21 protein-coding genes are annotated in these 18,192 nt (G+C 66.0%); 8 read left to right on the top strand and 13 right to left on the bottom strand.

Features of this window, described 5'->3' with window-relative positions; translation table 11 throughout:
- Positions 1-2: 2 nt before the first annotated feature.
- The gene (locus AC1DYU_RS18410) at positions 3-554 is read right to left on the bottom strand and encodes a thermonuclease family protein (RefSeq protein ID WP_158485381.1); all 552 of its coding nucleotides are present in this window, start codon (positions 552-554) and stop codon (positions 3-5) included.
- Positions 555-640: 86 nt separating this feature from the next.
- Between AC1DYU_RS18410 and AC1DYU_RS18405 the strand changes: the two genes are divergently transcribed.
- Together AC1DYU_RS18405 and AC1DYU_RS18400 are read left to right on the top strand one after the other, a co-directional pair.
- Entirely contained in the window at positions 641-2,158 is a 1,518-nt protein-coding gene (locus tag AC1DYU_RS18405) for a sensor histidine kinase (protein ID WP_158485382.1), read from the top strand.
- A gap of 93 nt (positions 2,159-2,251) precedes the next feature.
- Complete coding sequence (locus AC1DYU_RS18400) at positions 2,252-3,373, top strand: D-alanine--D-alanine ligase family protein (protein WP_476792885.1); 1,122 nt, start codon at positions 2,252-2,254, stop codon at positions 3,371-3,373.
- A 66-nt stretch (positions 3,374-3,439) separates the two neighbouring features.
- Here AC1DYU_RS18400 and AC1DYU_RS18395 read toward each other — a convergent pair whose 3' ends face one another.
- Positions 3,440-3,979, bottom strand: coding sequence for a TetR/AcrR family transcriptional regulator (locus tag AC1DYU_RS18395; RefSeq protein ID WP_158485384.1), 540 nt, complete (start codon positions 3,977-3,979; stop codon positions 3,440-3,442).
- Positions 3,980-4,052: 73 nt separating this feature from the next.
- Between AC1DYU_RS18395 and AC1DYU_RS18390 the strand changes: the two genes are divergently transcribed.
- Positions 4,053-4,439, top strand: a complete 387-nt coding sequence (locus AC1DYU_RS18390; RefSeq protein WP_476792884.1) for a hypothetical protein — start codon at positions 4,053-4,055, stop codon at positions 4,437-4,439.
- A gap of 7 nt (positions 4,440-4,446) precedes the next feature.
- Here AC1DYU_RS18390 and cobT read toward each other — a convergent pair whose 3' ends face one another.
- Entirely contained in the window at positions 4,447-5,469 is a 1,023-nt protein-coding gene (cobT, locus tag AC1DYU_RS18385) for a nicotinate-nucleotide--dimethylbenzimidazole phosphoribosyltransferase (protein ID WP_476792883.1), read from the bottom strand.
- Between the two features lie 115 nt (positions 5,470-5,584).
- On the opposite strand from cobT, the gene AC1DYU_RS18380 reads away from it, so the two are divergent.
- Positions 5,585-6,448 (top strand): adenosylcobinamide-GDP ribazoletransferase, encoded by an 864-nt coding sequence (locus AC1DYU_RS18380; protein WP_476792912.1) that lies wholly within the window; start codon positions 5,585-5,587, stop codon positions 6,446-6,448.
- The gene (locus AC1DYU_RS18375; RefSeq protein ID WP_476792882.1) at positions 6,445-6,636 is read left to right on the top strand and encodes a DUF1289 domain-containing protein; all 192 of its coding nucleotides are present in this window, start codon (positions 6,445-6,447) and stop codon (positions 6,634-6,636) included. Before AC1DYU_RS18380 ends, AC1DYU_RS18375 begins: the two co-directional genes overlap by 4 nt.
- A gap of 5 nt (positions 6,637-6,641) precedes the next feature.
- Here AC1DYU_RS18375 and AC1DYU_RS18370 read toward each other — a convergent pair whose 3' ends face one another.
- Both AC1DYU_RS18370 and AC1DYU_RS18365 read right to left on the bottom strand, forming a co-directional pair.
- On the bottom strand, positions 6,642-7,142 hold the full coding sequence (locus AC1DYU_RS18370) for an N-acetyltransferase family protein (protein WP_476792881.1): 501 nt from the start codon (positions 7,140-7,142) through the stop codon (positions 6,642-6,644).
- A 13-nt stretch (positions 7,143-7,155) separates the two neighbouring features.
- The gene (locus AC1DYU_RS18365) at positions 7,156-7,989 is read right to left on the bottom strand and encodes a sulfite exporter TauE/SafE family protein (protein WP_476792880.1); all 834 of its coding nucleotides are present in this window, start codon (positions 7,987-7,989) and stop codon (positions 7,156-7,158) included.
- A gap of 353 nt (positions 7,990-8,342) precedes the next feature.
- On the opposite strand from AC1DYU_RS18365, the gene AC1DYU_RS18360 reads away from it, so the two are divergent.
- Positions 8,343-9,584, top strand: coding sequence for an SMP-30/gluconolactonase/LRE family protein (locus tag AC1DYU_RS18360; RefSeq protein ID WP_476792879.1), 1,242 nt, complete (start codon positions 8,343-8,345; stop codon positions 9,582-9,584).
- A 129-nt stretch (positions 9,585-9,713) separates the two neighbouring features.
- Here the strand turns inward: AC1DYU_RS18360 and AC1DYU_RS18355 are convergent, their stop codons facing one another.
- The 6 genes from AC1DYU_RS18355 to AC1DYU_RS18330 all read right to left on the bottom strand — a co-directional run bounded on the left by AC1DYU_RS18355 (position 9,714) and on the right by AC1DYU_RS18330 (position 13,822).
- A complete protein-coding gene (locus AC1DYU_RS18355) occupies positions 9,714-10,424 on the bottom strand; it encodes a DUF1428 domain-containing protein (protein ID WP_476792878.1) in 711 nt (236 codons plus the stop codon).
- Between the two features lie 86 nt (positions 10,425-10,510).
- Entirely contained in the window at positions 10,511-11,263 is a 753-nt protein-coding gene (locus AC1DYU_RS18350) for a DUF899 domain-containing protein (RefSeq protein ID WP_476792877.1), read from the bottom strand.
- Between the two features lie 137 nt (positions 11,264-11,400).
- Positions 11,401-11,841 carry an SRPBCC family protein gene (locus tag AC1DYU_RS18345; protein ID WP_476792876.1) on the bottom strand — a complete coding sequence of 147 codons (441 nt, stop codon included), beginning with the start codon at positions 11,839-11,841 and terminating at the stop codon, positions 11,401-11,403.
- Between the two features lie 25 nt (positions 11,842-11,866).
- Complete coding sequence (locus AC1DYU_RS18340) at positions 11,867-12,244, bottom strand: ArsR/SmtB family transcription factor (RefSeq protein WP_476792875.1); 378 nt, start codon at positions 12,242-12,244, stop codon at positions 11,867-11,869.
- Between the two features lie 181 nt (positions 12,245-12,425).
- Positions 12,426-13,043, bottom strand: coding sequence for a glutathione S-transferase family protein (locus AC1DYU_RS18335; RefSeq protein WP_476792874.1), 618 nt, complete (start codon positions 13,041-13,043; stop codon positions 12,426-12,428).
- 113 nt (positions 13,044-13,156) lie between these two features.
- Positions 13,157-13,822 (bottom strand): TetR/AcrR family transcriptional regulator, encoded by a 666-nt coding sequence (locus AC1DYU_RS18330; RefSeq protein ID WP_476792873.1) that lies wholly within the window; start codon positions 13,820-13,822, stop codon positions 13,157-13,159.
- 46 nt (positions 13,823-13,868) lie between these two features.
- Here AC1DYU_RS18330 and AC1DYU_RS18325 point away from each other — a divergent pair, with 46 nt between their 5' ends.
- On the top strand, positions 13,869-14,609 hold the full coding sequence (locus AC1DYU_RS18325) for an NIPSNAP family protein (RefSeq protein WP_476792872.1): 741 nt from the start codon (positions 13,869-13,871) through the stop codon (positions 14,607-14,609).
- Positions 14,610-14,843: 234 nt separating this feature from the next.
- Positions 14,844-15,746 carry a DMT family transporter gene (locus tag AC1DYU_RS18320; protein WP_476792871.1) on the top strand — a complete coding sequence of 301 codons (903 nt, stop codon included), beginning with the start codon at positions 14,844-14,846 and terminating at the stop codon, positions 15,744-15,746.
- 118 nt (positions 15,747-15,864) lie between these two features.
- On the opposite strand, the gene AC1DYU_RS18315 is transcribed toward AC1DYU_RS18320, so the two are convergent.
- A complete protein-coding gene (locus AC1DYU_RS18315; protein WP_476792870.1) occupies positions 15,865-17,121 on the bottom strand; it encodes a glucarate dehydratase family protein in 1,257 nt (418 codons plus the stop codon).
- A 44-nt stretch (positions 17,122-17,165) separates the two neighbouring features.
- A complete protein-coding gene (locus AC1DYU_RS18310) occupies positions 17,166-18,011 on the bottom strand; it encodes an NAD-dependent epimerase/dehydratase family protein (protein WP_476792869.1) in 846 nt (281 codons plus the stop codon).
- Positions 18,012-18,192: the final 181 nt, after the last annotated feature.

Here is an 18,192-nt window from a genome sequence, read left to right as displayed (position 1 = left end):
ATTCAGTGCCCCTGCCCGCGCCGCCAGGTCTCGGGGCGCTCGAACTGGAGAGCCCAGATCCCACGCCCGGCCGCCTTCGCCTCGTCTTCCTCGGCGCGGTAGCCACCATAGGCGACGGCGTGCCCATCCCGCACCATCGTCGCATTGATGTCGGTCTCGCCCTGGCGGCATTGGGCGAGGCCGCGGCCATAGCGATCGACCTTGCCGATCTCGCAGGTGACGATGCCGCGCGACACCAGCGCCTCGAGCGCGCGCCGCGACGAACGGCCGCAATCGACCGGCCGGCCGGCCTTGTCGGTGCAGCTCTGGCGAAATTCAGGCGCGTCGAGCCCCTGAAGCCGCAATTCCTCGCCGGCGAGGCGCAGAGAATCGCCGTCGATCACGCGGGCCGCGCCGACCAGCGTCCGCGCCGGGCCGAGGCGATACTGCAAAACCGCGCCCGCGATCGCCAGCAAGCCAATGATTCCAAGGGCTACGACGAAATCCACGGGCCGGCTGACGCGCCGCCAGCCGAGGGGACCGAATTTCGACGAGTTGAATCCAAAGCGCGCCATCAGGAAGAGCTTAACGATTTGCCGACCATGATGGCGAGCCCATCGCGCATCCCGCGCGCAGGAAGAGAGACTTGCGTCCCTAGACCATGGCGGAACTGACGGCCGAACAGGTGCAGCGCGGGCGCGGGCCGGACCCGACCGCACTTGCGCGCCGCAAGCTCGTCACCCGCGAGGTCAAATCGGTGCGCGAGCGGCTGACCTCTTCCACCGGCCTCGAACGCGCCTTCGACTATGAATTGCTGCGCGTCTTCGCCGAGTACCGGATGAGCGGCTCGGTCGGCACGCTCGTGCTCGCGATCGGTATCGCCGCGGCGGCCTGCCTGTGGGTACCGGTCTACAAGGTGACGCCCTGGGTCGGAGTCGTGCTGCTCGCCACCATGATCATCGTGGTGATGTGCCGCCGTTTCCTGTCGCAGGCCACGAGCGACGTCCCGATCCGACGGTGGCGGCGGATGTTCGCGCTGGCGGAGTGCCTGCACGGATCGTCATGGGCCTTGATCCTGATGGTGTTCGCGGAGATCGACGCGCCCGGCGCCAAGGTCTTCGTCACCACCACGCTGCTCATCGTCAGCGCGCTGACCGTGATGCTGGCGGCCTCGATCCCGATGGCGGTCTATGCCGGGCTGTTCCCGATCACGGTCGGCACAGCCGCCTTCTTCTGGGGGCGCACCGACATCGACAGCCTCACGACAGCCGTGATGGCGGCCTCGGCCCAGTTCTTCTTCATCTTCCTCGCACACCGGCTCTATGCGAGTTCGGTCTCGACCATCGAATTCCGCGCCGAGAAGGATGCGCTGATCGCCGAGCTCGAAACCGCGACCGCCAATTCCGACGAGGCCCGCCGCAAGGCGGAGGAGGCAAACCTCGCCAAGTCGCGCTTCCTCGCGACGATGAGCCATGAGCTGCGCACGCCGCTCAACGCCATCCTCGGCTTCTCCGAGGTGATGAAGAACGAGGTCTTCGGCGGACATGCCAACGCCGCCTACAAGGAATACTCCGCCGACATCCACGGCTCGGGCCAGCATCTGCTCGAACTGATCAACGAGATCCTCGACCTGTCGCGCATCGAGTCCGGCAAATACGAGCTGAACGAGGAGGCGCTGTCGCTGGCCGACATCGCCGATGATTGCCGCCACATGCTGAACCTGCGTGCCAAGGCCAAGGGCCAGGTCATCCGCGAGGCGGTGGAGCCCGATCTGCCCAAGGTCTGGGCCGACGAGCGCGCGATCCGCCAGGTCGTGCTCAACATCCTCTCCAACGCGATCAAGTTCACGCCCCAGGGCGGCGAGATCACCATCAAGGTCGGCTGGACGGCCAATGGCGGCCAGTATGTCTCCGTGACCGATACCGGCCCCGGCATCCCCGAGGACGAGATCCCGATCGTGCTGCAGACCTTCGGACGCGGTTCGCTGGCGATCAAGACGGCGGAGCAAGGCTCGGGGCTCGGCCTGCCGATCGTCAAGGGGCTGATCGACCTGCATGGCGGCGGCTTCAACCTGAAGTCCAAGCCGCGCGCCGGCACCGAGGTCACGATCACGCTGCCGCCGGTGCGCGTGATGGATACGCTCGCGGCGCTCCCCGAGCCGGAGACGCGGGCGGCTTGAGTTCCGCCCGAATCTGGCCCCACCTGTCACAGACACCCATGATCGCCCGCTGTCGCGGGCGATTCTCCAGCCAGCCCATCGGACCCCTGGACCATGAACCGGAAAACGCGCGTCGCCGTGCTCTATGGCGGAAAATCGGGCGAGCATGAGGTCTCGCTGAAATCGGCGGCCTCCGTGCTGCGCTATCTCGACCGGGAGCGGTTCGAGCCCGTGCCGGTTAGCATCGACAAGGAAGGCCGCTGGCAGTGCCACGACCTGCGCACCATCGAGGCGGCCAACACCGAGAGCCTGCCGATCCCAGCCGAGTCGCCGGCGATCCGGCTGGAGCCGCAGGCCGACGGCCGGACCGCGATCCTGCCCGCCGACAATGCCTCAGCCGCCATCGCGCCGGTCGATGTCGTGTTTCCGGTGATCCACGGCCCGCTTTGCGAGGACGGCGCCGTGCAGGGCCTGCTTGAGCTTGCGGGAGCGGCCTATGTCGGTTCCGGCGTGCTGGGCTCGGCGGTCTCCATGCACAAGGACATCGCCAAGCGCCTGGCCGCGCTCGCCGGACTGCCGGTCGCGCCCTATTTCGCCCTGTCGCGGCGCGACTACCGGCGCGCCCCCACAGGCTCGACCAAAGCCGCGCGCGCAGCGCTGACGCTGCCGGTCTTCGTCAAGCCTTGCAATATGGGCTCCAGCGTCGGCGTCCATAAGGTCAAGAGCTGGGAGGCGCTCGACGCCGCGCTGACGGACGCCTTCGACTACGACGTCAAGGTTCTGATCGAACAAGGCATCGACGCCCGCGAGATCGAGATCGCGGTGCTCGACGGCGATCCGCCGGTGGCGAGCGTCGCCAGCGAACTCAATGCCGGCCCGCAGCATGAATTCTACTCCTACGAGGCCAAGTACATCGACAGCGACGGCGCGACGGTGGATCTGCCGGCAAAGCTCGACGCGACCCAGATGGAGCGCGTCCGGCAGCTGGCGATCGACGCCTTCGTCGCGCTGGAGTGCAACGGGCTGGCGCGGGTCGACTTCTTCCTCGACCGGCAGAGCGGCGACTTCTACTTCAACGAGATCAACACGCTGCCGGGGTTCACCGCGATCAGCATGTATCCGAAGATGATGGAGGCCTCCGGTCTGCCCTACCCCGCGCTGCTGACCCGGTTGATCGAACTGGCGCAGGAGCGCCACGTCGAGCGGGCGGGGCTGAAGACGAGTTACGAAGGCTAGCGATCGATACGCTGACGGTTGTTCGGGTCGGAGAGGCGGCGGCTTTGAACATCGGTTCTGCCCGCACTACCAGCGTTCGAACAAGCCGCTGATGTCATCCATCGCCGCTGCCGTGAGAGTGGCGTGGCGGGCCTCCATCACGGTCGCCTGACCGAGATAGGCCCAGTACATGAAGGTGGCGCGGGACCAGGCCTGGCTTTCCGCCACTCCGGACGCCGTGAGCAGTCCCGCGATATAGTCGACCCTGCGGGCGTCGACGGATGCAACGATCGCGGCGACGGTCCCATCGTTTGCTGCCCAGGCCCTGATCGCGCGGTCGAGCTTGCGCGTTTCGCCGAAGGCTCGCTGCATCAGATGTTTCAGCCGCTCCGGCCCGGCCTTGCCGGTTTCGAGCTGCCGGATCACCTCCTCGGTCGTCGCTTCCTGCCAGCGGCTCAGGATCTGCGCTTCGAAATCGGCCATGTCCTTGAAGTGCCAGTAGAAGCTGCCGCGTGACACATTCAGCGTCGTGGCCATCGGACCGACCTTCAGGGCGCCGTGGCCCTCGCCCGCCAGGACACGCAAGCCGTGCCGGATCCAGTCGGTCTTCGTCAAACGGTCAGTCATAGCGAGCACCATACACAGGTGTATTGACATGAGCCAATTCCGACTGCATGTTTCCATACAGAGGTGTATGGTCATGAACTGGCAGAATACCGCTCTCACGTTAGCTGGGGTGATGGGCAGTTGCGTCGCCGTGGTCCACGGAATCCTGGTCCAACGGCTGATGGTCGCGCCTTGGGAAGCCCTTGCCGACGGCAGAATGAGCGAGCCGGTCAGGCGGATCGTGCCGCTCCTGCTGCATTTCAGTACGGCAGCCTGGTTTCTCGGGGGGCTGAGCCTGGTCGCCGCGGCCAACTGGTTCGGGCGCGACGCGCGACTGGCGACCGGGCTGCTCGTCGGAGCGCTCTTCCTGTACGGCGCGCTCGGCAATCTCTGGGGCACGCGCGGCCTGCATCCGGGCTGGATGCTGATGACCGTCGCGCTCGTGCTGATCGCCTGCGGGTTGCAGCCGGCCGGCGGCTGACCGGACCTCAGTTCCCCTTCCCCGCCACGCCCGCCTGCGCAAACGTCGCCATGCCCGAATGGATCGCGGCGGCCGCCTTGACGAGGCTTGCGGCGAGCGCCGCGCCGGAGCCCTCGCCCAGCCGCATGTCGAGCGCCAGCAGCGGCTGCTTGCCGAGACGAGCCAGAACCTGCGCATGGGCGCCCTCGGCCGAAAGATGGCCTGCTAGGCAATGGTCGATCGAGGACGGCTCGAGCGCGTGCAGGATCGCGGCGGCGGCCGTCACGACATAGCCGTCGAGGATCACAGGGATGCGCTGCGAGCGCGCCGCGATGATGGCGCCGCAGATCGCGGCGATCTCGCGCCCGCCAAGGCGGCGCAGCACTTCGAGCGGATCCTTGAGATGGGCGCGGTGGCGCTCGATCCCGGCCTCCACGACGGCGATCTTGCGCTTCAGGCCTTCGTCATCGATGCCCGTGCCGCGCCCGCACCAGATCGCGGCCCCGCCGCCATAGAGCGCCGCATAGATCGCTGCCGCCGAGGTGGTGTTGCCGATGCCCATCTCCCCCAAGCAGAGCAGATCCGTGCCGCCGACCAGCGCTTCCATGCCGAAGGCCATGGTGGCGACGCAGGCGCGCTCATCCAGAGCATCGCCTTGGGTGAAATCGCCGGTCGGCAGGTCGAGCGCGAGATCGAAGACCTTGAAGCCGAGATCGAAAGCGGCACAAATCTGGTTGATCGCGGCGCCGCCGGCGGCGAAATTCTCCAGCATCTGGCGGGTCACCGCCTGCGGAAAGGCCGAGACGCCCTGCGCGACCACACCGTGATTGCCGGCGAAGACGCAGACCAGCGGGCGATCGACGCTCGGCTTGCCCTTGCCCTGCCAGGCGGCGAGCCATTCGGCGATCTCCTCCATGCGGCCGAGACTGCCGGCCGGCTTGGTGAGTTCCTTGTCGCGCGCACGCACGGCGTTGGCGGCGGCCATGTCGGGGCCGGGCATCGCGGCGATGAGCTCGCGGATGTCGTCGAAGGGCAGTCCTGAAGCGGCCATGGCGAGGTCTCGTGCGGCGGAGCATGATGCGGCGGCGCAATCGCGATGGCTGGCCGGCCGCCGCTGCTGCTATAGGCTGCGGCGCATGAAGACAATCGAGGACAGCGAAGGCGGCATGGCCGAAGCTTCGACAACGACGACTTCGGCAGAGGCGCCGCCGCAGGCCGAGCCGGTCTGGCCGGGTTGGCTGATCGCGACCGCGATCTGCATCCGCTTCTATTCGCGCCTGCCGGTGCCGGCGCTGCCGGGCGAGACCGACCCGCATGCGCCGCCTGACTTCCGCACCGTGCCGCGTGCCCTGCCCTTCGCCGCGCTGGTCATCGCCCTGCCCGCCGCGCTCTTGCTGTTGGGGGCTGGCCTAGCAGGCCTTGGCGGCCTGCTCTCCGCGACGCTGGCCATCGCGACGCTCGCGGTGACGACGGGCGCTTTGCATGAGGACGGGCTCGCCGACAGCGCCGATGGACTGTTCGGGGGGCGTACGCCTGAGCGCCGGCTGGAGATCATGAAGGACAGCCGGCTGGGCAGCTATGGCGCGCTGGCGATGGGCCTTGCGCTGCTGCTGCGGGTTTCGGCGCTGGCGCTGATCCTTGATCGTGCCGGGCCGCTCGCGGCGGCCGGGGTTTTCACGATCGCGGCCGTGCTGTCGCGACTGTCGGGCGTCCACCTGCTGGCCATGGTCGAGCCGGCCCGTGTGAACGGCGCATCGGCTGCTGTGGGACGCCCGAGCATGCGGACCGCTTTGCTGGGATATGGAATCGGCTTCGTCCTCGCCCTGCTGATCGATGCCGCGCTCGGCCTATCTGAGGCAGGGCTGGTGTTGGGCTTTGTGCTGACTGCTGTGAACGCCGTCCTCGTCAGGCGCCTTTGCCTGCGGCTGATCGGCGGACAGACCGGCGACATCGCGGGCGCGACGCAGCAGCTCGACGAGATCGCGATCTATCTCGGCTTCGCGCTGGTTCTCGGCATCGGCAGCCCATGAGCGCGATGTCGTCGAGCGCGATCTCCTCGCCCTGCATCAAGGCCTGCATGCTCGACCCCGCCAGCAAACTCTGCAGGGGTTGCGGGCGCTCCATGACGGAGATCGCGCGCTGGGGCTCGATGAGCGAGGCCGAGCGGCTGGCGATCATGGCGAGGCTGCTGGAGCGGCTGGCCGCGCGCTCGGCCTGAGGCTTTTACGCGCCGGTTTTCGACGATCCCTGCGCCGTCGCGGCAAGCGCCTCGCCGGTCAGCCGAAAGAAGATCTTCTCCGTCTGCGCTACCGCACCGAGGCTTTCATAGAAGCGCAGCAGCTCCGGATTAGCGGCATCCGCCGTCCAGTCCAACCGCCTGTGACCGCGCATCAACGCAAGCTCGGCCAGCGCGCGCATCAGGGCGCGGCCGATGCCGCCGCCCCGCGCGTCGCGGGCGACATAGAGCTCCTTCAGGAAGAGACCGGAAGCGAGGCCGGGCCCCGGGTAGATCGCAGCGGCAGCGGCAAAGCCCTGCATCGCGCCGTCCCGCTCGGCGACGAGGATTTCGACGCCTTGCGGACGCTTCGCAAGGCCCGCACGGATTTCCGCGGACGTCGGACAGGGCACGCCGTAATGTGCCTGCATCTCGGCCATGAGAGCGGCAAGCGCCTCGTGGTCGGAGGCTGCAATCGGCCGGATGCAGAGCTCATCCTTGTCGCGCATCTCGACAGCTCCCTCAGACAAGCAACGACCAGAGGAAGCGCCCCGCTACCGTCAGCAGGAAGATGCCGAACACCACCTCCAGCTTCCGCTTCGAGAGCCGGTGGGCCAGACGGGCCCCGATCGGGGCGGTCCAGACCGATGTCGGGACGAAGAGCAGGAAGCCGATCAGCGAGACATAGCCGAGCGAAAGCGGCGGCAGCACAGCCATCTTGGGCCAGCCAGCATAGATGAAGCCGAGCGCGCCGGGGATCGAAATGATCACGCCAAGCCCCGAGGAGGTCGCGACCGCCTGATGGATCGGGCGGCCATAGAAGGTCATGAACAGGCTGGAGAGCTGGCCGCCGCCGATGCCCATCAGCGCCGACAGCATGCCGATGACGGCGCCATAGATGCTCATCAGCACCTTGCCGGGCATCTGCGTGCCGAGCTTCCAGCGATCGGCGGCGAAGAGCAGGCGCAGCGCGCTGAAGACGGCGACGATGACGAAGATGATTTTGAACAGATCCGCCGGAGCGAAGCGCGCGATGTAGCTGCCGAGGATGACGCCGAGCACGACCGGCACCGCCCAGATCTTCAGGATCGACATATCGACCATGCCCTTGGCGCGATGGGCGTTGAAGGAGCGGATCGAGGTCGGGATGATCACCGCGAGCGACGTGCCGACGCAGAGCGGCATGCGGACATCCTCCGGCACGCCAATGATACGGAAGACTTCATAGAGAACCGGCACGACCAGCGCGCCGCCACCGACACCGAACACGCCCGCGAGCAGCCCCGTGAGCGCGCCCGCGGCAACAAGCGAAACGGCGAGGAAAACGAGTTCCTCGACGGCAAATCCAGCAAACATAAGATGATCCGATAGAAGGAAGGGCTCCTGTGGGCGATTTCGGGAGCCGGAGCAAGGACGCCATGGCGGGGCGGATATGCAGCAGCGCCTTCTCCCGACACCCGCCAGACGAAGGTGACTGGCGCCAGCGACTGCAAGACCGGTGCCGCGGCCGAAGCTGCCATATGCTCGCGCTGCACGGCCGACCCCGCGCCATCGCCGCTCGACCAGGGCCTGTCCCGCTGCTGATCTGTCCGCTAGCATCTGCCACGCGCCACACGCGCGGCACGACGAAAGGAGCCCGAAGCGAAGCAAGACAAGGCCAACGACCGGGAGACACCGGTACGAACAACAACACATCAGGGAGGTAAACGATGACAGACCCATCTGCTCACGACCGCAATCCCGCGCAGGCGCCACCCGCGGCGCTGTCCCGACGCACGCTGATCCGCGCGGCAGGGCTGGGAGCTGTGGCCGCCACAGTCAACTCCGCTCTCGCCCAGACGGCGGCGACGCCGGTTGGCCCACCGACCACGATCACGACACCACCACGCGACTTCAGCCGGCGGGCCGCGCCGACGACCTATTTCTGGGACCCCGACGTCATCGCCGTCGATCCGGCCTTCAACGGCCTGGCCCAGCCCAATGCCGCCATCCAGCGGATCTGGACGGGCGGCCTGTGGGTCGAGGGCCCGGCCTGGAACGCGCAAGGCCAGTACCTCGTCTGGAGCGACATCCCGCGCAACCGACAGATGCGCTGGATCGAGGATGACGGCCATGTCAGCGTCTTCCGGGCGCCGTCCGGCAACAGCAACGGCAACAGCTTCGACTTCCAGGGCCGGCAGCTCTCCTGCGAGCATCTCAACCGCCGGGTCGTGCGCTACGAACTCGACGGCTCGGCGACGGTGCTGGCCGATTCATTCGAGGGCAAGAAGCTCAACTCGCCCAACGATATCGCAGCCCACCCCGACGGCAGCTACTGGTTCACCGATCCGCCTTATGGCGGACAGCTCTACGAGGGCGCGCCCGATGCGCCGGGCGGCCCGAGCAACGCCAATGGCAAGATCAACCCCAGGCTGGGCCAGTTGCCGGGCATCGGTTTTGCCAAACGCGAGTTGCCGACCAACACCTACCGACTCGATCCGAGCGGGCGTCTCGATCTCGTCGTGCCGGAATCTCAGGTGCCCGACCCTAACGGGTTGTGCTTCTCGCCTGATTTCAAGAAGCTCTACATCGCCTCAACCGGCAAGGGACCAGGCGATACCGGGCCGGGCGGCAAGGGCGACATCCATGTCTTCGATGTCGGCGCCGACAACAAACTCAGCAATGGCAAGCGCTTCTCGGATTGCATGATCGACGGCATCAATTGCGGACCCGATGGCCTGCGCTGCGATGTCGAGGGCAATCTCTGGGCCTCGTCTAATGCCGGGCGCAATGTCGGCTATAGCGGGGTCAACGTCTTCAACCCCGCCGGCAAGCTGATCGGACGCATCCGCTTGCCCGAGGTCTGCGGCAACATCACCTTCGGCGGACCGAAGCGGAACCGGCTGTTCATGGCCGCGAGCCAGTCGATCTATGCGCTCTATCTGGGAACGCAGGGCGCGGGTCCGGGCTGAGGCAATTCGACGTCAGACAAGAGGGAGCCCCGGAGTGCCGCTCCGGGGCTCCTGCGTCATTGCGGGCATCGCGTGGATTGCATCGCCGACGTCCGCAATGACGGCATACCGGCGGCGACCCCGGACCGGTTACGCGTCGAGTATCGGAGCGAAGCCGCCATGGACCAGGCGCTTGCCGTCGAAGGGCATCTCGCGCTGCATCCGCGGGTCGGCCATGACCTTCTGCCAGCCGGCGTCACGGACCGCCTTCGACGGCCACTCGATCCAGGAGTAGACCACCTTCTCGTCGCCGGTCGCCTTCACCGCGCGCTTGAAATCGGTGACCTTGCCGTCCGGAACATCCTCGCCCCAGCTGTCGACGACGCGGGCAGCGCCGTGCTCGCACAGGATCGCGCCGTGATGCGTTGCGAAGTCGCGATAGGCGTCCTTGCTGCCAACCGGAACCGCCGCGAGCATGCCATCGATATAGGCCATGTCGCCTCCAGCGCCCTGCTGGGCGATCGAGGAAAAGCCGCCATAAATCATGCGCTTGCCGTCGAAAGGCATGTTGGCGCCCATCTCCTTCATGCGCGGATCGCTCATCATCTTTTCGCTGGCGGAATCAGCCGTCGCCTTGTCGGCATATTCGCACCAGGAGAAGACGACGACCTCATCGGATTCGGCGTTCACCGCGCCCTTGAAGTCGGTAACTTTGCCGTCGGGCACGTCGTCACCCCAGCCTTCGACGACGCGGACCGCACCGAACTCCTTGAAGAGCGGCGCGAAATCGGCGGCGAGCTTGCGATAGGCTTCCTTGTTCGCGGCCGGAACGGCGACGACGAATCCCTGCACATAGGTCATGGCTTATCCTCCATTGGGTTCGGTGCGGGCTGATCGCCCGGCTATCGACGGCGGGCGCCGTGCCCGCCGCCGCGCTTTGTCGCGCTTCAGCCGCAGCACGAGGCGACGGCCGCCACCGGCATGACGCTGGCGCTGGCCCGCGGCTTGTCCTCGTAGCGATCATGGTGGCGCATCCAGTCCATGATCTCCTCCTCGTTGCGGCCCTTCGGCATCATGTCGAGAAAGTTGTAGGCGCCGATCATGAGATCCCCGCCGCGGCCATAGGTCGAGTAGGTGTGGAAGATCTCGCCCTTGTCGTCGCGGTAGAAGACGCTGAAGCCCGGCATCTCGCCGCCCTGGCCGTCATGCATCTCGTAATTATACTCGTAGCGGCCGGCGGCGCGTTCAGCCTCGCTCGGCGTGACGTGGAAGTCGGCATTGAAGTCGCTGCCGGCCGAGGAGATCCAGTCGAACTCCCAGCCCATGCGCTTCCGGAACGGCTGGAACTCGGCATAGGGCGCCCGCGAGACGGCGACCAGACTGACGTCGTGGTGCTTGAGATGCTGGTTGGGGCCATCGAAGTGGTCGGCCAGGAAGGAGCAGCCGGGGCAGCCTTCCTTCACACCCGGCCCAAACATGAAATGATAGATCACGAGCTGGCTGTTGGCGCCGAAGAGATCGGCGAGCGTCCGGCGGCCGGTGCCATCCTCGAAGACATAGTTCTTGTCGACCTTCACCCAGGGCAGCGCGCGCCTTTCGGCGCTGAGCGCGTCGCGCTGGCGGGTGAACTCCTTCTCGCGGGCGAGATGCGCCTTGCGCGCGGCGATCCATTCGTCGCGGGATACGATCTGGTGCTGCATGGTCTCGTCTCCTTGCTGAGCCAGGCATTGCCTGAACCAGGTTTTGGCCCCGGAGCAGGCTGTGGCCCGGCGGTTTTCCCCCTTGGTCTGCTTGCGGCATCGGCTTGCGAGACAGGTCGTCGGCCGATGCCTCTTCGTCAGGCGAACAGCTCCTCCAGCTTGACGAGCGAGCCGGTCCAGCCATGGGTGTGGCCCTTGACCGCCTGCTCGTCGAAGAGCTTCTCATGGAGCAACGTCAGGATCGTGGCTTCGCCATCGGGCTTGAACGTCACCGTCACGCGCGAGACGCGCTCCGGCGTCGTCACCCAGGACCAGCTGAAGACCAGCCGCTCGTTCTCGACCACCTCGTGATAACTGCCGGAGACCTCGTGGCGCTCGCCGGTGTCCTCGAGCATGACGACGCGATAGCCGCCGCCGATCCGTGGATCGACCTGCGCTTCCATCGTCCTGACGTTCTCGGGCCCGAACCAGCGAACGAGAAGCTCGGGATCCGTCCAGGCCTGGAAGACCTCGGCCGGCGAGGCATTCAGCCGCCGCTTCATCGTCAGGCTGGGCGTCGTCTCGACCCGCTTGTCCATGGCATCCACCCTCCCCCGTTACGCCTCAGGCGCCGGCACCGCCGTTTGCGCCGTCGTCCTGGCCGCCTTCCCGGCGGCGCTCGTTCAGCATGGCCTCCAGCGCGTCGAGGCGCTGCGTCCAAAATCGCTGGTAGCGTGCGAGCCAGCCCATCGCCTCCTCCATCGGATCGGCATTGAGGCGGCAGGAGACGGTGCGTCCCGTCTTCGTCCGCGTGATCAGCCCGGCATCCGACAAGACGTCGAGATGCTTCATCACGGCCGGCAGCGACATCGCGAAGGGTTGCGCGAGCTCGCTGACGGACACGGTGTCCTGCCCCTCGAGGCGTGCGAGCAGCGCCCGCCTCGTCGGGTCCGACAGGGCGGAAAAGGTGCGATCGAGCTGCGTCTCTTGAAACTTAACCATAGAGTTAAGTTAAGGCGCGGACGCCATGTCGTCAAGCTCCAAAATCGCGGCTCGGTCGGGAGACCCTGTAGGGAAGACCGAAGTTTGCCGCAGTGAAACAAAATCGCCGCAAACGGCCCCGAGCGAACTCCGTCATATGATCGTTTTCATGACCGAGAACGCTCAACCAGGCTGCGTCTGGTCAATCTTGCGTTTCGCCCGAAAGTGGCGTCGCAAGCATGGAAGGGCGCCGGGCGAAGTCGTCGAACCAGCGTGTTAGCGTCGGGCGTCCCTTGCGAAAATCGGACAGGCTGCGGAACTCCAGCCAATCGAGCGCCGTGGCAACGGCGATGTGCCCGATGTGGAGGGGCCCCGGATCGGTCAGCTCAGCCTCCAGCCAATCATAGGCCGCAATCAGCTTGCCCGCATGGCCCTCCGCCAGGGCGGGATAACGTTGCGCCTGCGGTCGGCGCACGGTTTCCCAGCGCAGGGCTATGCCGGCATCGGCCATGCCCTGCGCGACCGCCTGCATGCGCAGCGCCGCCCACCGCGCCTCGCCCGTGCTTGGAAATAGTGATGTGAGGTCATGGAGCGTGTTGAGATAGGCGCAGATCACATCGGAATCGAACAAAGCGGACAGGCCCGGGCGCAGCAGCACCGGAACTTTTCCCAGTGGGTTGGCGGCGAAAACCGCCTGGTTGCGGCGAACCGGACTGGTCTCGTGATTGACGACCTCGATGACACCAGCGAGGCCGACTTCATGGGCGAAGACGAGAGCCTTCCGGGCATAGGGCGAATGGGTCTGGTAGAGAAGCTTCATGGCTTGGCATTTTTCCAGGAGTGAACCGCCCGGGTTTCCCGGAGGCCGTTTCGTTTGAGTCCGACGCGGATTTCGTCGGTCCACACGACTTCAGGTGATCCAGAGCGCAAAAGTCAGCCCGCGGATAGCAAGGACCGAAGCATCTGCCAGCTTCGTCGCAGCGGTTCCGACGTTTGCGAGGCCTTTGCCATAGCGATCCCGCCCGTAAACGTCGCCACGACGAGCGCAGCGAGGTCGGCCGCCACGTCGGACCCCGCCGGGTCTTCCGATGCCCAATGCGACAGGCGCTCGGCGATAACCGCGCGCCAGCGCGCATAGATCGCCTCCATTTCCAGTCGGAGGTCGTCGTCCTGCCGTGACAATTCGACGGCCAGATTCCCGAGCGGGCAGCCGGATACCTTGCCGTTGCTGTCCAACGTGTCGATCACCGAAAGGAACACGCCGTCGAGGCCGGCGACGGCATCGGGTGCGCGACGGATCGGATCAATCCAGGTGGTCTCGATCGCGGCCGCGACACGGTCGCGTATGACGGCCAGACCCAACGCCTTCTTGGTCGGAAAATGGTGTGCGAACGCCCCGCCGGAAATACCCATGGACGCCTTCAGGTCGCCAATCGAGGTCGAGCCGAAGCCGTCGGCCGCGAAGGCCTCGAACGCCCTGTCGACGATCGCGGTGCGCAGGCCATGGGGGTCGTTGCGCTCTGCCCGTCGCCGCACGCTTCCCTCCTCACCGTTCAGATCCATGGCCTGCCAAAATAGGTGATTGACAAAACAGGTCAACTATCCTGTAAAACAGGATGGACGACCTGTTTGGGGGGATGCGTCGATGTCCAACCTTTTCGAGCTCCGGCGCTATCGGTTGAAGCCCGGCGCGTTCGACGATCTCCTCACACTGTTCGAGCGCGAGTTCGTTCACACTCAGCAGGCCGTCGGAATCGACGTTCCGGCGATCTATCGCGATGTGGACGATCCCAACGGCTTCGTATGGCTCCGCTCTTTTGAAAACATCGACGCCCGTGCGGAAGCTCTCGCCACCTTCTACAATGGCGAGGCCTGGAACCGTTTCGGGTCTGCCGCGAACGCAACCATGGTCAATTCGGACAATGTGCTGCTGCTCGCGCCCGGACGTCTCGGTTCGGACTTCGTCCCGACGTCTGCGCGCAGGACAAGCGCACCGGTTCCAGCCGACAAGGGTCTGGTCACCACCTCGATCTGCTCGCTCGCTCCGGGGCGCGAACAGGAATTCGCGGCATTCTTCGAGACCGAGGCGAGGCCCCTCATCGAGCAGGCTGGCGCCAGGATCGACGCGACTTTCGTCACAGCAGCGGAGAGAAACTCGTTTCCCCGGCTTCCTGTCCGCGAAGGTGAACCTGTATTCGTCTGGATTTCGGCCTTTTCGAACGCAGAAGCCGAAGAAACCCATCGATCCCGGCTCCGGCAGTCAGCAGCGTGGCAGGATAGGGTGTTTCCCGAGCTCGACCGACGGCTATGGCGCCGGATCGAAACGGCGCGGCTGATCCCGACCGGGCGCTCGCGCCATCGCTGGCGAGGTGGGGCTAGCTCCTGAGAGAAACCCGCGGCCGTTCCCGCGGTCGGCGGATGAAGCCAGGGCGGAAGCCAACGGCGCGCTGGGCGCAGGCCGTGCTCGGCTAAGCCAGCTCAGGCCACCGCTCCAAGTTCGCCACGCGGATCGGCAAAACCCTTGCCGACCTCTCGATCAGTGGCCGCAGCCTTCGAAATTTCCGCCTTCTCCCTTTCTCGCGACGACGCTCGAGCCCGCCCGGCTCTGACAGGAACAACCTTGGCCACCGCCGCCCAGAACCGCCGCGGCATCATCGCGATGCTGGCGGCGATGTCGCTCTTCTGCTGCAACGACGCCCTGATGAAGCTCGCCCGCGAGGCCTTTCCGGCCGGACAAGCGGTGGCGCTGCGCACGGTCTTCGCCATTCTGGCGGGCCTGGTGCTGGTCGTACTCATGGGCGACACGCGCAAGCTCCCGCTGGCGATACGGCCGCTGGTGCTTGCGCGCGCAGGTGTTGAAGCGCTGGGCGCGCTGACCTTCAACTGGGCGCTGGGGCTGCTGCCGCTCGCCAACATCACGGCGATCGTGATGGCCTCGCCCCTGCTCATCGTCCTGCTCGCCGCAGTGCTGCGGATCGAGGTCATCGGTTGGCACCGGACGCTGGCCCTCGTGATCGGCTTCGTCGGTGTGCTGATCGTCATGCGCCCGAGCGCCGACGGCTTCAGCGCAGCCGCACTCATCGCGCTCGCCAGCACCGGCCTCGTCGCCATACGCGACCTGACAACCCGTTTCATCAGCAACGATATCCCCTCGACGATCGTCTCGCTGGCCGCGATGATCCTCGTTGGGCTGCTGGGCTTCGGCATGGGCCTGGTCGAAACTTGGCAATCGCCCTGGCGCATCGAGCTGCTCTATCTCGGGCTGGCGGCGCTGCTGGTGACAGCGGCCAGCTTCTGCATCATCAGCGCGTTCCGCAACACCAATGTTGGCGTCGTCGCGGGCTATCGCTATTCCGTCGTTCTCGTCGCCGTGCTGATCGGCTGGCTGGTCTGGGGTGAGACGCCGGACAGGATCGCTTTCGCCGGCATTGCGCTGATCGTCGGCAGCGGTCTCTACACCCTGCACCGACAGCGCCTCCGCCACGATTCGCAGCTGAAACCCGGGGGTGAGAAGCTGCTATGAGGGCGAGGCCCGCCTTGACCCCACCCAACGAGGCAGGTGGCATGATCGAGGCCCGCCCGCTCGATACAAGCGCAGGCCCTGCTGGTGCGGCGGCGTCGGTGCGGCCCCCTGACGCCGCTCAGAAGCGCGGGCGCCTTGGATCGAAATCGGGACGGTGCTTTCGCATCTCGCCAGCATCGTCCCTCACCCGGATGCCGCAGTCCAGATATTGCCGGTGGAGCCGTGCGAGGGCGTCGCGATCCAGTTTGACGCCAAGCCCGGGACCTGGAGGCGGCGCCACGGATCCGTCTTCAATCGGCAGCTTGCCGCCCTCGATGACCTCCTCCACCTGCCAAGGGTAGTGCGTGTCGCAGGCATAAGCGAGGTTCGGAATCGCTGCGCCGACATGGGTCATCGCCGCCAGGCTGATGCCGAGATGCGAGTTCGAGTGCATGGATATACCGAAGCCGAACACGCGCCCGAGATGGGCGAGATGCTGCGTTGCGCGAAGTCCGCCCCAATAGTGATGGTCCGACAGCACGACCTGCACGGCGTTCAGGCGAATCGTCTCTGGTATGTGCCCGAACGCGATCGTGACCATGTTGGTGGCGAGGGGCATCGGCGAGAACGTTGCGACCTCGCCCATCTCAATCAGAGTCTTCACCGGGTCTTCCAGATATTCCAGCAGACCCTCGAGCTGCGGCATCAGGCGGCGCGTCGTCTCCACCGACCAGCCGCCATTGGGGTCGATCCGCAGCGGATGATCCGGGAAGGCGCGGCGCAGGTGCCGCAGTGTCTCGATCTCGAATTCCGGTTCGAAGACGCCGGCCTTGAGCTTGATCGAACCGAAGCCGAACTCATCGACCATGCGGCGCGCCTGTCCGACCACCTGCTCATGCGAAAGCGCCTCGCCCCAATCGTCGGCAGGATAGCCGGGGTCGTCCTTGTGCCGGGCAAACTTGTAGAACAGATAGGCGCTGTAGGGGACGCGGTCGCGGACCTTGCCGCCCAGGATTTCGTAGAGTGGCCGATCGAGAAGCTGGCCCTGGAGATCCAGGAAAGCCACCTCGAACGCGGCGAGCGCCGAGGCGCGTGCCTTGTCGCCGCCCGGCAGGTAGGTCTGGCCGGGGTCGGGATCGCCGCCAACGACAGCATAGACCACCCGGGCGAGCCCGTTGAGGTCGAAGGGATCGAGGCCGATGAGCCCGGGCCTCGCCTTTTCCAGATTGGCCAGGGTTTCGAGATCGCCATAGCTCTCTCCCAGCCCGATGCGGCCATCGGCCGTCTCGACCTCGATGATGCTGCGCAGTGCCCAGGGTTCGTGGACGCCCGCCACATTGAGGAGGGGCGGATCGCGAAAGGCGACGGGGGTCACCCGAACATCGGTGATGCGCATGGAGGTTTCCGAAAGGTGATCGAGGATCGGACGAAAAATGTGACTCAGGCGCTCGGCTCGACTGGCGGCAGGGCCGAGCCGGTATAGCCCTGCGCGCAGAAATCGCCGCCCTGGAAATAGAGCGCCACCGGGTGACTGGTGACCCCGGTTTCAGCCGCCATCACAGCCTCCGCATAGTCGTCAGCGCTGTCCTGGGGACTGTAGCCGAGCCGCTCGGCTTCCGCATTGTCATACCAGGAGCCGGAATTGGCGGAGACGCCATAAACGATGGTGTTGTGGATATCGGGGTGTTCCAGCCCGATCATGCAAAGCTGGGCCAGGTCGCGCGCACTGATCCAGAGCCTGAGGCTGCGCGCGTTGCCAGGCACCTCGGCGGCATTGCCGATGCGCACATGCAGGCTCGCGATCCCGTATTTGTCGGCGTGCAGCGCCCCGACTGCCTCTCCCCAGCACTTGCTCAGCCCATAGCAACTGTCGGGGCGGGGCAGGACCGTGGCGTCGATCCGCTGGTGGCGCGGATAGAACCCGACCGCATGATTGCTCGAGCCGTTGACGATACGGCCGACGCCATGACGCCGCGCCGAATCGTAGATGTTCCAGATGCCGACGACATTGCTCTGCAGGATCGTCTCGAATTCGGCGTCGTGGTTGATTCCGGCCATGTGGATCACGCCATCGACGCCCGCCATCGACGCATCGACCGCTGCAAGATCGGCGATGTCGCCAAGGACGATCTCCTCATTGGCGGCGAGATCGCCACGATCGACGCGATCGAGAATACGTACATGTTCGAACCGAGCGCTCATCTGCCTCCGCAGCTTCCGGCCGATCTGGCCCATCCCACCCGTGATCAGCAGGGTGCGGATGGCTGTCGGTCTTGTCAGGCCCATGGCTGTCTCCAGGTGGTCGGTCTCGATCGGAACTGAATGAGGCGCAGGCCCGCCGGCAAGCCTCCCGCGTGGGCGCCAAGGTCAACAGCAGTCAGGCAGCGCGGCCTCACCTCGCGGCCCACTGCAAGCGTCAAACGACAATCCTCCCTGCCGCGGCGGCGCGGTTACGAGAAAAGCGGTG

The sequence above is a fragment of the Allobosea sp. P2_B12 genome (assembly GCF_056404835.1).
Note: the sequence above shows the minus strand (reverse complement) of the source record. Positions and strands in the feature narration are given on the sequence as shown.

Excerpts from the sequence above, each read along its gene's own strand:
- AC1DYU_RS18315 (WP_476792870.1), bottom strand. The coding sequence starts at position 17,121 with ATGCGCATCACCGATGTTCGGGTGACCCCCGTCGCCTTTCGCGATCCG.
- AC1DYU_RS18400 (WP_476792885.1), top strand. The coding sequence starts at position 2,252 with ATGAACCGGAAAACGCGCGTCGCCGTGCTCTATGGCGGAAAATCGGGC.
- AC1DYU_RS18380 (WP_476792912.1), top strand. The coding sequence starts at position 5,585 with ATGGCCGAAGCTTCGACAACGACGACTTCGGCAGAGGCGCCGCCGCAG.
- AC1DYU_RS18325 (WP_476792872.1), top strand. The coding sequence starts at position 13,869 with ATGTCCAACCTTTTCGAGCTCCGGCGCTATCGGTTGAAGCCCGGCGCG.
- AC1DYU_RS18370 (WP_476792881.1), bottom strand. The coding sequence starts at position 7,142 with ATGCGCGACAAGGATGAGCTCTGCATCCGGCCGATTGCAGCCTCCGAC.
- AC1DYU_RS18340 (WP_476792875.1), bottom strand. The coding sequence starts at position 12,244 with ATGGTTAAGTTTCAAGAGACGCAGCTCGATCGCACCTTTTCCGCCCTG.
- cobT (WP_476792883.1), bottom strand. The coding sequence starts at position 5,469 with ATGGCCGCTTCAGGACTGCCCTTCGACGACATCCGCGAGCTCATCGCC.
- AC1DYU_RS18350 (WP_476792877.1), bottom strand. The coding sequence starts at position 11,263 with ATGCAGCACCAGATCGTATCCCGCGACGAATGGATCGCCGCGCGCAAG.
- AC1DYU_RS18360 (WP_476792879.1), top strand. The coding sequence starts at position 8,343 with ATGACAGACCCATCTGCTCACGACCGCAATCCCGCGCAGGCGCCACCC.
- AC1DYU_RS18310 (WP_476792869.1), bottom strand. The coding sequence starts at position 18,011 with ATGGGCCTGACAAGACCGACAGCCATCCGCACCCTGCTGATCACGGGT.
- AC1DYU_RS18390 (WP_476792884.1), top strand. The coding sequence starts at position 4,053 with ATGAACTGGCAGAATACCGCTCTCACGTTAGCTGGGGTGATGGGCAGT.
- AC1DYU_RS18375 (WP_476792882.1), top strand. The coding sequence starts at position 6,445 with ATGAGCGCGATGTCGTCGAGCGCGATCTCCTCGCCCTGCATCAAGGCC.
- AC1DYU_RS18395 (WP_158485384.1), bottom strand. The coding sequence starts at position 3,979 with ATGACTGACCGTTTGACGAAGACCGACTGGATCCGGCACGGCTTGCGT.
- AC1DYU_RS18410 (WP_158485381.1), bottom strand. The coding sequence starts at position 554 with ATGGCGCGCTTTGGATTCAACTCGTCGAAATTCGGTCCCCTCGGCTGG.
- AC1DYU_RS18365 (WP_476792880.1), bottom strand. The coding sequence starts at position 7,989 with ATGTTTGCTGGATTTGCCGTCGAGGAACTCGTTTTCCTCGCCGTTTCG.
- AC1DYU_RS18335 (WP_476792874.1), bottom strand. The coding sequence starts at position 13,043 with ATGAAGCTTCTCTACCAGACCCATTCGCCCTATGCCCGGAAGGCTCTC.
- AC1DYU_RS18355 (WP_476792878.1), bottom strand. The coding sequence starts at position 10,424 with ATGACCTATGTGCAGGGATTCGTCGTCGCCGTTCCGGCCGCGAACAAG.
- AC1DYU_RS18345 (WP_476792876.1), bottom strand. The coding sequence starts at position 11,841 with ATGGACAAGCGGGTCGAGACGACGCCCAGCCTGACGATGAAGCGGCGG.
- AC1DYU_RS18405 (WP_158485382.1), top strand. The coding sequence starts at position 641 with ATGGCGGAACTGACGGCCGAACAGGTGCAGCGCGGGCGCGGGCCGGAC.